At 75.3% G+C, this 11845-nt stretch carries 11 protein-coding genes; 5 read left to right on the top strand and 6 right to left on the bottom strand.

Annotated elements, in window-relative coordinates; all coding sequences use genetic code 11:
• From ACFV04_RS24655 to ACFV04_RS24645, 3 genes are all read left to right on the top strand, one after another.
• Positions 1-1997: PP2C family protein-serine/threonine phosphatase (locus tag ACFV04_RS24655; RefSeq protein ID WP_380532307.1), on the top strand; the 1997-nt coding region annotated here is incomplete at its 5' end.
• Between the two features lie 93 nt (positions 1998-2090).
• On the top strand, positions 2091-2588 hold the full coding sequence (locus tag ACFV04_RS24650) for a hypothetical protein (RefSeq protein ID WP_380532304.1): 498 nt from the start codon (positions 2091-2093) through the stop codon (positions 2586-2588).
• A gap of 39 nt (positions 2589-2627) precedes the next feature.
• Positions 2628-3032, top strand: coding sequence for an ATP-binding protein (locus ACFV04_RS24645; protein WP_380532301.1), 405 nt, complete (start codon positions 2628-2630; stop codon positions 3030-3032).
• Positions 3033-3121: 89 nt separating this feature from the next.
• Here ACFV04_RS24645 and tsaA read toward each other — a convergent pair whose 3' ends face one another.
• Positions 3122-3553, bottom strand: a complete 432-nt coding sequence (gene tsaA, locus ACFV04_RS24640) for a tRNA (N6-threonylcarbamoyladenosine(37)-N6)-methyltransferase TrmO (RefSeq protein WP_380532298.1) — start codon at positions 3551-3553, stop codon at positions 3122-3124.
• A 119-nt stretch (positions 3554-3672) separates the two neighbouring features.
• On the opposite strand from tsaA, the gene ACFV04_RS24635 reads away from it, so the two are divergent.
• Together ACFV04_RS24635 and ACFV04_RS24630 are read left to right on the top strand one after the other, a co-directional pair.
• Complete coding sequence (locus tag ACFV04_RS24635) at positions 3673-4857, top strand: hypothetical protein (protein WP_380532295.1); 1185 nt, start codon at positions 3673-3675, stop codon at positions 4855-4857.
• Positions 4858-5115: 258 nt separating this feature from the next.
• On the top strand, positions 5116-5811 hold the full coding sequence (locus ACFV04_RS24630) for a hypothetical protein (RefSeq protein WP_380532293.1): 696 nt from the start codon (positions 5116-5118) through the stop codon (positions 5809-5811).
• Between the two features lie 33 nt (positions 5812-5844).
• Here ACFV04_RS24630 and ACFV04_RS24625 read toward each other — a convergent pair whose 3' ends face one another.
• From ACFV04_RS24625 to gcvPA, 5 genes are all read right to left on the bottom strand, one after another.
• Positions 5845-6498, bottom strand: a complete 654-nt coding sequence (locus ACFV04_RS24625; RefSeq protein WP_360264235.1) for a GntR family transcriptional regulator — start codon at positions 6496-6498, stop codon at positions 5845-5847.
• 147 nt (positions 6499-6645) lie between these two features.
• On the bottom strand, positions 6646-7392 hold the full coding sequence (locus ACFV04_RS24620; protein ID WP_380532290.1) for an SDR family NAD(P)-dependent oxidoreductase: 747 nt from the start codon (positions 7390-7392) through the stop codon (positions 6646-6648).
• 147 nt (positions 7393-7539) lie between these two features.
• Positions 7540-8667, bottom strand: a complete 1128-nt coding sequence (locus tag ACFV04_RS24615) for an ATP-NAD kinase family protein (protein ID WP_380532287.1) — start codon at positions 8665-8667, stop codon at positions 7540-7542.
• On the bottom strand, positions 8664-10397 hold the full coding sequence (gene gcvPB / locus ACFV04_RS24610) for an aminomethyl-transferring glycine dehydrogenase subunit GcvPB (protein ID WP_380532284.1): 1734 nt from the start codon (positions 10395-10397) through the stop codon (positions 8664-8666). Before gcvPB ends, ACFV04_RS24615 begins: the two co-directional genes overlap by 4 nt.
• Entirely contained in the window at positions 10394-11752 is a 1359-nt protein-coding gene (gcvPA, locus tag ACFV04_RS24605; protein ID WP_380532281.1) for an aminomethyl-transferring glycine dehydrogenase subunit GcvPA, read from the bottom strand. The genes gcvPB and gcvPA overlap by 4 nt, the downstream gene beginning before the upstream one ends.
• Positions 11753-11845: the final 93 nt, after the last annotated feature.

The following is an 11845-nucleotide window of genomic DNA, read 5'->3' as shown; positions in this document are numbered from 1 at the left end:
CACTCACCCCCGGGCTCTCCGCCCCACAACACGCCCCGCCCGGCCCCGACGTCTTGGCGGACCAGCAACGAGCGGCCCTCGGCGCCCGCGCCGTGGCGGTCTGGCTGCGGCTGCCCGGCGGAGCGCTCGCCCTCGCCGCACACGCCGGGCTGCCCGCCGACGAGGCCGCCGCGTGGGCTCGGGTGCCGCCCGGTGTCCGCACCCCGGCGCAGCGGGTGGTCGGCGGCGCGGCCACGGAGCTGTGGCCCGGCGAACCGGGCACCGACGCGCCGTCGGTGGGCACCGGCACGGCCCGGGCCGTCCTCCCGCTGCTCGACCGGGGCCGCCGCCCGGGCGCGCTGGAACTCGTCTGGGCCGCACCCGCCCCGCCGTTCGGACCGCCGCAGCGCCGCCGGCTCTACGCGCTCGCGGACCTCTGCGCGACCCTGCTCGGCCCGCCCGGCGACGCCGCCGCGCCCGAGGAGGCCGCCGCGCCCGAGGAGGCCGCCGCCCTCCTGGAGGGGCTGCTCACACCCGCCCTGCTGCTGGAACCCGTCGTCCGGGACGGCCGGGCCGCGGACTTCACCATCCGGCGGGTCAACGACCGGTTCCGTGACCCGCTCGGCCGCCCCCGCGACGCGCTGGAGGGCGCCTCGCTGCTGGAGACCTACCCGGTCGCCTGCGCGGCAGGCCTGCTCGACCGCCTGGTCCGCGCCCACGAGACGGGGGCGGTGCAACCGGCCGAACGCGTCCGGCTGGCCTTCCGGGGCACCGGGCCCGGCGTCCCCGCCGCCACCCCCGCCGCCGTCCTGCTCGCGGTCGTCCCGTTCGGCGGCCGGCTGCTGGTCAACTGGCGGGCGCAGGACGACCGCGGCGAGGACGACGAGTCGACCGACCTGCTGCGCCAGGCCCAGCGGCTCGCCCGGGTCGCCGGGTTCGAGGAACGGCCGGCCGAAGGCCGGATCCGCTGGAGCGAAGGGCTGCACGACCTCTACGGGCTGCCGCCGGACGCGGCGCCGGTGCCGCTGGCCCGGCTCGCCCGGCACACCCACCCGGACGACCGGCCCGCCATCCGGCGCCTGCTGGACACCGTCCGGCAGCGCCACCGCACCGCCTCGGCGGTCGTCCGCCTCGACCGGCCCGACGGCACCCACCGCTTCACCCGGGTGATCGCCGAGCCCGTGCTCGACGACCTCGGACGGCTCACCGCCATCCGCGGCGCCTACCTCGACGTGTCCGCCCAGCACTGGACGGAGGTCGCACTCGGCGCCACCCGGGAACGGCTCGCCGACAGCGAGCAGGAGTCGGCCGAACGCGCCCAGCTGGCGCTGCGCCTCCAGCAGGCCATCCTCCCGGCCGCACCGCCCCCGCTCGGCGTCACCGGCGTGCATGCCGCCGTCCGCTACCGCCCCGCCGCCAAACGCGACCGGGTCGGCGGCGACTGGTACGACGTGCTGCCGCTGCCTGGCAAACGGGTGCTGCTCGCCGTCGGCGACGTGGCCGGGCACGGCGTCGGCGCGGCCACCGGCATGGTCGCGCTGCGGCACGCCCTGCGCGGCCTCGCGGTGACCGGCGCCGGCCCGGGGCGGCTGCTGGAGTGGGCCAACACCGTCGCCCTGCGCGAACCCGGACAGGTCACCGCGACCGCCGTCTGCGTGCTGCTCGACCCGGTCGGCGGCGGACTGCGCTGGGCCCGGGCCGGACACCTGCCGCCGATCCGGCTCGGTGCCGACGGAGCCCAGGTGCTGCCCCTGCCGCACGGCGTGCTGCTCGGCGCCCTGGACGACGCCCGGTACGAGGAGAGCACCGCCCGGCTCGACCCCGGGGACGTCCTGCTGCTCTACACCGACGGGCTGGTCGAACGCCGGGACCGCCCGGTCGAGGAGTCGGTGGAGCAGCTGATCCGCGCGGCCGGCGCACCCGGCCCCGACCTGGAGCAGTACCTGGACCGGCTGCTCGAACTGAGCCCCGCCGACACCGACGACGACACCTGCCTGATCGCCGTCCAGACCGAGTAGCCGGCCGGTCGAGGGCGACCGGGCCGTTACGGATCCCACGGCCCGGGTAGGCGCGACCCGTCGGGGGCCGAGTTCGGAACGGAAGGGACGGCCATGGTGGTGCCGGGACTTCTGCCGGTGTCGGCGTCCGGCGCGTTCGTCGGCCCGCCGGTCGCGCACGACCTCGCCGACGCGCCCGAGCACCAGGCGACGGTCCCGGGCAACGACCTCGTGGCGCCGGACGGTCCGGCCGTCCTCCGCTCCGGAGCGGCCCTCACGCTGATCTTCCGTCCGGGCCTCGCCCTGCTGTGGGCGTCCCGTCGGCCCGGGAGCCGGATGGGCACGGCGGGTACGGCGGGTACGGGGCGTCCGGGGCGGCACCGGGCCGGGTACCGCGAGGCCGAGCCGGTCGAACCGGTCGAACCGGTCGAACGCGCCACCACGGGCGCCGACGACCATGCCCACGGTGACCGCGCCTCCGACGACCGGACCGGCCGGGCTCCGGGCTCCGACGAGGTGCTCGCGCCGCCGGAGGAACGGGCCGTCGAACCGGGCGGCAGGGAGACACCGGAACGACCGGGAGGCCGGCGGCGACACCGGTTCGGACACTGACCACCACCCGTCCCACTGGCACGGAGGAGAGGCGATCCCATGTCGGGGGTCCGGCCGCCGTCCGCACGGCAGGCACTACGGCTGCCGCTCGCGGACCGGTCCGGCGCGGCGGCCGAGGCCCGCGCCGCCACCGCCCGGTTCCTGGCCGACGTCGCGGACCGGGAGACGGTCCGCGACGCCGTGCTGCTCGTCTCCGAACTCGTCGGCAACGCGCAGCGCCACACCGCCGGACCCGGAGCGCTCCTGCTGGTCCGGGCCGACGGGGCACTGCGCATCGAGGTCAGCGACGCCAGCCCGCGCCCGCCGACACCCCGGGCGCCGTACACGTCGAACGGCGCGGGCGGCCTCGGCCTGTACCTGGTGGACCGGCTCAGCCGGCGCTGGGGCTGGCACGCCCTCGGGCCGGGCAAGGCCGTCTGGTGCGAACTGCGGATCCCGCCGTAGCGGTGTCCCCGGCCCGCCCGCGGCCTCGGCGCCGTCCGGCCTGACGGACCTTCGGCCCGCTGCGGCTCGGCCCGGTCCCGTCCGGCCCGCTACCGCTCGCCGACCCCCGGCAGCACCGGCTTCACGTCCAGCACCGGGGTCCCGTCGATCGCCTCCAGGCCGCCGACCCGCAGCCGCAGGCCGTCCACGGCCAGGACGGTCACCCGGTGCAGCCCGATCGGGTTCGGCCGGTCCGGCGAGCGGGTCGCGAACACCCCGGTCTCCGGCCGGGACCGGTCCCCGCGCGGATGCACCGCCAGGACCTCCCGGTCGGCCCGGTCCAGCCAGGTCAGCAGCAGCACCTCCTGCCCGGCCGTCAGGTCCCGCAGCCCCCGCTCCACCGGAGCGTCGAACACCAGCCAGGCCTCCGGCCCGCCCTCGTCCCCCTGCCGGGGTGCCCCCGCGCGCTCCGTCAACGGCGACTCCACCCGACCGATCGCCCGCACCTCGAAACACCGCTCCTGCTCGCCCTGTCCGCTCATCGCGCCCTCCGTGCGCCGGGTATCCGTCCGTGAGCACCGTAACGCGGTGTGTCCGAATGTCGGTGATCCGGTGCAGACTGGAGTTTCCCTCTCGTGGTTGATGGCAGAGATGAGACGCCATGAACGAGTACGACGGTGAACTCCCCCTTCGCAACCCGGTCTTCAGCACCGAACTCGACCGCCTCCTCGACCTCGACCGAGCCGACCTCGGCGTCCCCGAGCACCCCGGCCTGTGGGAGCGGCTGCGCGCCGACCGGCGGCCGGTCGCCCGGCGCGGACTGCTCTGCCCCACCTGCCTCAACGCCCGCCCCGGCCGGCCGGAGTGGATGTACCTGTCGCTCCGTCAGGGGCGGCGCATCGCCAGCCACCACAACCCGCGCCGCCGCGCCCACCACGAACCGCGCCGCGCGGAGCGCGAGGCCTACCAGGAGCGCTACGCCCGCGCCGCCGCGCGCGACGGGCACGCCGTCGAGATCGAGCCCCGCGCGGCCGACGGCCGCTGCCGCGCCGCCGTCCTGGTCACCGGCGCGGACGGCCGCCGCTTCGGCTTCGAACCCCAACTGTCCTACGTCAGCGCCCGGTTCGTACGGCGGCGGGACCGGATCGCGCGGCAGGACGGCATCACCGCGGTCTGGCACACCGTCGACCCGAAGGCGCCGCTGATCGACCGGGTCCCGTGGGCGCGCACCGACGACCTGCCGGCGCAGGCCATCCGGGAGGACCGTGACCTGCTGGTGCGCGGCGGCGTGCGCCGGCTGCGGCTGCTGAAGTGCGACCACACCGCCCCGGGGCCCTGCCCGGTGCGCGGCGGCGGCCGTTGCCACCGCTGGCACCCGAACTGGGAGGTGCTCGTCCCGCGGATCGACGACTTCGTGCGCCGCGTCGCCGGCGGCGTCTACGTCCCGGTCACGCTGCGCACCGCCGCCGACGGCACGCTGCGCTTCTGGGCGCCCGAGCAGGACCGGCGGCGGTACGTCGCGAACGGCGGAGCCCTCGCGGAGCCGGCCGCCCGGCCGTCGATCCCCCGGCAGCGCGGCAGTTCGACCGGACGGCGGGAGGTCGAGTGCGTCCGGGTCCGCGAACCGCGGCACCACGCGCCGGTCCCGCTGCTGCCGCCCCGGGACACGGGCGAGCCGTACGTCGCGGCGGTGACGGTGGACACGCCCCTGTCCGCTCACCGGGTCATCCCGCCGGTGCGCGCGGGCCACTGCGCGGCCGGGCGGATCCCCTGCGGCGTGCCGGGGGCCCGGCTGTACCCGGGCGGCTGGTACTGCGACGACCACCGGCCGGGGGCGCCACGGTGACCGCACCCGGCCCGGGGCGTGGGGTCGACGGCCCCGTGCGGGACGCTGCCCGGCACGGGTCCGGCTGCACCGGCTCACCCCGGGCGTACCGGAACTCCCGGCGCAGACGCCGGCCGAACGTCGTGCCGCCGGCCGGTGGTCGTGCCGCTGTACGACTAATCCACCCCTGCGGGTGGTGCGGGCGTATCGCTCCCGTCGTGCGCCGGTCCGCACGCCTATAAAGGGCCCGTCCTGTTGATCAACTGATGGGTTCTCACCATGGTGCAAGCCGTCCTGCGGGTACTCGCCGCAGCCTCGCTCGCCTCCGCTCTCTCCGCCGTCGCCGTCGCCCCGGCCGCGGCCGCCTCCCCGGCGGTACCCGCCGCGCGGGCGGCCGCGGACGACGACCTGACCACCCCGTGCGGTCCCGTCCGCGACTACCGGGCCTCGGACTGGTGGCGCACGACGACCGAGCCGCAGATCGCCCAGCCGGTCGCCTCCACCGCGACGAACGAGCGCTGGCAGTGGCGCCACGACGTCAACACGCTGTGGCGCGGCGACACCCGGGAGAACGTGGAGGACATCTTCCGCACCGGCTTCACCCCCCGGGGCGACCAGGTCACTCCGCTCGCCGAGTACATCGTCCAGGGCGGCGGGCAGAACAGTGCGCACCTCAGCACCAGTTGCGAGATGTGGGTGGCCCAGAAGTTCGCCACCTACGGGGCCGCCAAGACGGGCTGGGTCTACGAGATCTACGCCCCCGGCGGCATCGACGTCAACGCGACCGCCCGGCTCAACGACTACCAGTCCCCCTACCTCTGGAACAAGGAGATCGACTTCCCCGGCGGGGTCGACGGCCGGTACCTCAAGGGTGCCTGCAAGTACCACCTGACGTACACCGACCCGGACACGAAGGTCAGCACCTTCGAGAACCTCGGCTGCAAGACCAACGCCGACTTCGCGCCCTTCAAGTAGCAGCCGGCCGTCCGACACCGCCGTCGGGCGGCCTCAGCGCGTGCCGACCGGGGGAAGCCGCTCCAGGATCCGCTCCATGCCGCTGGTCCAGTTGGCCTCCAGGGCGGTGACGGCCTGCTCCATGTCGCCGTCGAGGAGGCACTGGGCGATTCGCTCGTGCTCCTCGGCGGCGCGTTCGAGGATCCCGTGGTCGCCGACCACCACGCGCTCGTAGCGGTGCAGGGTCAGCTTCAGCGAGTCGATCATCTCGCGCAGCCGGGTGTTGGCGCAGCCGGAGAGCAGCAGCGCGTGCCAGGCGTCGTCGTAGCGCTCTATGGTGCCGTGCGGGGCCTGCGGCGCGGAGAACGCGCGGGCCTCGGCCAGCAGCCGGGGGGCGATCGCGGACAGGTGCGCCGGGTCGGAGGTGCGCAGGGCCAGTGACTCCAGGGCGATCAGGATCGCGGTGAGGTCCAGGAACTCCTGCTTGCCGGTGGGGGCGAAGCGGAAGCCCTTGCCGCGTTCGCTGGTGATGATTCCCTCGCGCTCCAGGCTGATCAGGGCCTCGCGCAGCGGGGTCCGGCTGACGCCCAGTTCCTCGGCGAGCTGGACCTCGTTGATCGACTCGCCGGGGGTGAACCGGCCGCGGCCGAGCTGCTCCAGGAGTTCGTCCTTCACCTGCTCGCGCAGCGGACGCCGCTCGATCGCCATCGGGCTTCCCTTCTTTCCGGTTCCGTAGCGTACCGGCCGGGCGACCGGTGCTTTCGCCCGGCCGCCGGACGACCGTGGGGCTGTGCGGTGTGCGGTGTGCGGTGTCGCGTGCCGTGCTGCGTGCGTCGTGCGTCGGGCGTCGAGGGCTCAGGCGGTGCCGGCGCCGTCGACGGCGATGACCGCGCCGCTGACGAAGGCGGCGGCGTCGCTCGCCAGGAAGGCGACGGTCTGGGCGATGTCGCGGGGCCGGCCGATCCGGCCGAGCGGGCGGTCGGCGGCGTCGGCGTAGAAGGCGTCCGCGCTCTCGCCGAGCTGGCGGGCCTCCTCGGCGAGCATGCCGGTGTCGGTGTCCCCGGGGCAGACGCAGTTGACCCGGATGTTGTCGGGTCCGTGGTCGATGGCCATGGCCCGGGTCATGTTGACCACGGCGCCCTTGGACGCGCAGTACGAGACGGCCCGGCCACCGCCCCTGATGCCCCAGCCGGAGCCGGTGTTGACGATGCTGCCGCCGCCGGCCGCGGCCATCAGCGGCACGACCAGCCCGCTGAGCAGCATGACCGAGCGGACGTTGACGGCCATCACCAGGTCCCAGTCCTCGTCGGTGATCCCGGTGACGGTGGACCGGCGGATGATGCCCGCGTTGTTGAACAGCACGTCCACGCCGCCGTGGTGGTCGACGGCGGTGCGCACGGCCCGTTCGCAGTCGGCGCGCCGGGAGACGTCGCCGTGCACGAAGGTGCCGCCGATCTTCTGGGCGGCACTTTCGCCGCGCTCGGCGTCGACGTCGACGAGGACCACGGCCGCGCCGAGTTCGGCGAGCAGGGCGGCGGTGGCGCGGCCGATGCCGGAGGCGGCGCCGGTGACGATCGCGCGCTTTCCGTGCAGGTCGATCATGGGGGAGCTCCTCTACGGGTCGGAAGCAGGCGGATCAGCCGGATCAGGCGGGTCCGTCGGGTGGATCGGTCAACCGGATCAGGCAGGCGGGTCAGTCGGGTGGATCGGTCAACCGGATCAGGCGGGCGGATCGGTCAGGCGGATCGGTCAGGCGGAGAGGCGGTAGACGGCGCAGGAGCCGCGGCCGGTGATCACCCGGACGTGCCCGGAGAGGGCGTCGTCCAGCGCGGGGTCGCCAGTGTCGAGGAGCAGCGGGCGGCCGGCGAGGGCGGCGAGCTTGGCCTCGGTGGCGAGGACGAGCAGCCGCTCCCGGCCCGCGGCGCGCAGCAGTCCAGGGGTGAGCTGCTGGTTGCCGCGCCCGAGCAGGAAGCCCTGGCCGCCGATGGGGGAGAGGGCGATCCAGGGCGTGGCGGGCAGGGCGCGCAACTGGTCGGCGCGGGCGTCCCGGAGCAGCACGCGGGCGGTGCGGCCGGCCCGCAGCCGCAGCAGGTCGACGCCGGTCAGGCTGGCGTGCGGCGCGCCGAGCGCGGCGGCGACGGCGTGGGTGGTGCTGCCGGGGCCGAGGACCAGCAGCCCGTCCGGGCCGACCCGTTCGGCGACCTCGGCGGCGAGTCCGGCCGGTGCGGCCGGGTCGGGTCCGGCACTGCCGGTCTTGCGCTGCTGGACCCGTTCGGGCAGCACCGGGACGGTGAGCCGGCCGTACAGCCGGGCGGAGACCCGGCCTTCGCGCAGCGCGGCCTCGTCGCGGTCCACCACCTCGGCGGGCTCCAGCCGCACGCCGCGCCCGGCCGCCCAGGCGGTGGCCACCTCGGCGGCCGCGCGCGGGTGGACGGCGAAGACGGCGGAGTGCATCTTGACCCCGGCCGGGATCCCGAGGACGGGCAGCCGGGGCTCGGGGCCGAGCGCGTCGAGGACGTCGCGGGCGGTTCCGTCGCCGCCACAGAACAGCAGCAGCCGGGCGCCGGCCGCGACCAGGGCGCGGACCGCCGCGCGGGTGTCGGCGGCGGTGGTGCCCGGTCCGGCGGGCCGGTGGACGGTCCGGGCGGGCAGGCCGGCCGCCGTGGCGGCGTCGGCGCCCATCGGCCCGGCGGCGGTGATCAGTTCCACCGGGGGGAGGTGCCGGAGGGTGAGCGACGCCCTCAGGACCGCCTCCGGCCGGGCCCCGAGCTCCCGGGCCCGCCGCTGGACGTCGGCGCCGTCGCTGCCCTTGAGGCCGACCCGGCCGCCGAGACCGGCGACCGGGTTGACCACGAGTCCGACCAAGGGTCCGGTCACGGCTGCCCGGGCCGTTCCGCGTGCTCGGCGTGCCCGGCCTGCCCGGCCTGTTCGGTCTGCGAGGCGTGCTCCGCGTGCCCGGCCTGCCCGGCCTGTTCAGCCTGCGAAGCGTGCCCGGCCTGCCCGGCCTGCCCGGCCTGCTCGCCGAGGACCTTGCGGCGGTAGGCGCGCCAGCTGACGGCCCAGACCGCCGGGTCGTCCAGCGGCTCGGGCCGGATCCGGTGGACGGTGGAGCGGTGCGGTGCGGTGCGGACGGTCTCCGGGTCCTCGTACGCCTCGCGGGCGACCTCGGCGAGGATCGCCGCGTACTCGTCCAGGTCGGCTCGGGAGTAGGACTCGGTGGGTTCCAGGGTCATCGGCTCGGGCACGACGTACGGGTGGTGGCTGGTCCAGTAGTGGGTGCCGAAGTCGGCGGCGCGGTGGCCGAGGTCCTCGCTGTGCAGTCCGGTGTCCTCGTTGAGCCGCTGCCAGCTGTACCGGACCTGTTCGACCCGGGGCCGCCCCTCGGCGTACGGCACGGACACCCCGGGGATCCGCCGGACCCGGTGCAGCAGGTAGTTGTTGTTGAGCACGGCGGTCTCGGCGGCCTCGCGCAGGCCTTCGGCGCCGAGCGACATGATCCAGGCGTAGGCGCGCACCAGGTTGGGGACGACGCCGAGGTACGGGCGGACCTTGCCGATGGACTCCGGACGGTCGTGGTCGAGCCGGTACCGGCCGCCGTCGAACTCGACCGTGGGGCACGGCAGGTAGGGAGCGAGTTCGGCGGTGACGCCGCAGGCGCCGGCCGCCGGGCCGCCGCAGGCGTGCGGGGTGGAGAAGGTCTTGTGCAGGTTGAAGTGGCACAGGTCGAAGCCGGCTTCGCGGGCCCGGGTGATCCCGAGGATGCCGTTGGCGTTGGCCTGGTCGTAGGCGCACAGGCCGCCGGCCTCGTGGACGATCCGGACGAACTCGGCGATCCGGGGGTTGTAGATGCCGGTGTCCTCGGGGTTGGTGATGAGCAGCGCCGCGGTGCGCGGGCCGACGGCGGCGCGCAGCGCGTCGATGTCGGGGTAGCCGTCGGCGTCCGGGTGCAGGGTGATCACCCGGTAGCCGGCGGTCTTGGCGCAGGCCGCGTTGGAGGGGTGGGAGAAGGCGGTGGTGATGACCTCGTCGCGCCGGTCGCCCTCGCCGCGGGCGGCGTGGTGGGCGCGGATGACGGAGACGTTGGTCCAGATCGCGGCGGAGCCGGCGCCGGGCTGCAGGCTGACCCGGTCCATGCCGGAGATCTCCTTGAGCAACTGCTCCAGCCGGTGGACGAGTTCGAGCACGCCCTGGACGGTCGAGGCGTCCTGGGCGGGGTGCAGCGCGGCGATCCTGGGGTCGCGGACGAAGGTGTCGTTGACCTTGGGGCTGTACTTCATGGTGCAGGTGCCCTGTCCGACGTCGACGTTGAGGTCGGCGCCGAGGTTCTCCTGGGAGAGCCTCAGGTAGTGCCGGAGCACCTGCTGCTGGCCGAGTTCGGGCAGTGCGGGCGGTGTCCGGCGCCGCAGGGCGGCGGGCAGCCGGTCGGCCGGGTCGCCGACGGCGGCGGTGACGGCGGGCTCGGGCAGTGGGGGCAGGACGCCGCGCTCGCCGGGGGAGCCCAGTTCGAAGACCAGCTTCTCGTCCCAGCGGGCCTGGTGGAAGCGGCGCAGCGGGGGTTTGGGGGCGATCCTGGGGTCGACCGGCGCGTGCTGCTGATGCTTCGTCACTTCACGATCTCCTCAAGGGCGTCGGCGAGGTGGTCGAGGTCGGCCCGGGTGTGCTGCTCGGTCACGCAGTACCGGCCCTCGTGCGTCCCGGCCGGGGTGCCGCCGTGCAGACCGCGGGCGAGCAGGGCGTCGGAGACCTCGGCGGCGGTGTGCCCGCCGGTGTAGCGGACGGTGAAGTCGGCGAAGTGGACGGCGCCGGGGTCGTCGAGTTCGACGCCGGGGACCTGCGCCAGGCGCTGCCGGGCGTAGGCGGTGTGGGCGAGGACGGTCCCGCCGATCTCGCGCATGCCCTGCGGGCCCATGAGCGCGAGGTAGACCCCTGCGGCGATGCCGTGCAGGGCGGCGGCGGTGCCGACCCACTCCTTGCCTTCTTCGCGCAGCGCGAAGGAGGTGCGGTCGTAGGCGACGTCGCCGAAGCCGTACTCGCCGGGGACGTCGGTGGGTGTGAGGCCGAAGAGGCGGCTCGGGTATTCGGCGACCAGGCGTTCGTCGTCGGGGCTGCCGATGAAGCCCGCGTTGCCGCCGCCGAAGCTCGGGTGGATGCCGAGCGGCTGGAGGTCGCCGCAGGTGAGGTCGGCGCCGAGGTCGGCGGGCGGGCTGAGCACCCCGAGGCTCAGCGGGTTGACCTGGGCCACGGCCAATGCTCCGGCTGCGTGGGCGAGTCGGACGTAGTCCGGGAGCGCCGGGTCGATCCGGCCGCGGTGGTCGGTGAGTTGGGCGTACACGGCGGCCACGTCGCCGTCCGCGAGGGCGGCCCGGACGGCCGCCGGCTCGGCGGCCACCGGGTGGAGCTCGTGTACGCCCCGGGTGTAGTCGTGGATCCGGGAGAGCCGGTCCGGGTCGATCGCGCCGACCAGCAGCAGCCGGCGCCGCCCGGTGGCCCGTCCGGCCATCCGCAGGGCGGTCGCGGCGGCCTGGAACCCGTCGTACGTCGGTACGTTGACGACGTCGACGGCGAGCAGTTCGGCCATCAGCGACTGGTACTCCCACAGGGCCTGGAAGCGGCCGTGGTCCTCGTAGGGCTCGCCCGCGTAGGCGGTGAGGAACTCGCTGCGGTTGACGATCTCGTCCACCACGGCGGGCACGTGGTGGCGGTAGCAGCCGGCGCCGAGGAAGCTGCGGCCGGGCGGGACGGCGGTGTTGCGGGAGAGCAGGTCCTCCAGGTGGGCGACCAGTCGGGCCTCGGAGTCGAAGGGTTCGGGCAGTCGCAGCGGGTGGTCCAGCCGGAGCGCGGCGGGGATGTCGGCGTAGAACTCCTCGACGTGCTGTGCGCCGACCGCCGCCAGCATCGCCCTCCGCACCTGCGGGGCGGAGTTGGGGATGTACGGGTGGGTTCGGGGAACGCGTGTGCTCATGCCGGCACCTTCCGCGATTTCCGTCACAAGCCTTGACGGTCTTGTGAATGCTGAGTTCTGTATACAGCATTCGGCATTCACCAGTCGGGAGGC

The organism is Kitasatospora sp. NPDC059599 (genome assembly GCF_042735125.1).
In the GTDB taxonomy this organism is placed as follows: domain Bacteria; phylum Actinomycetota; class Actinomycetes; order Streptomycetales; family Streptomycetaceae; genus Kitasatospora.
This window is presented reverse-complemented; position numbering and strand designations above follow the sequence as displayed.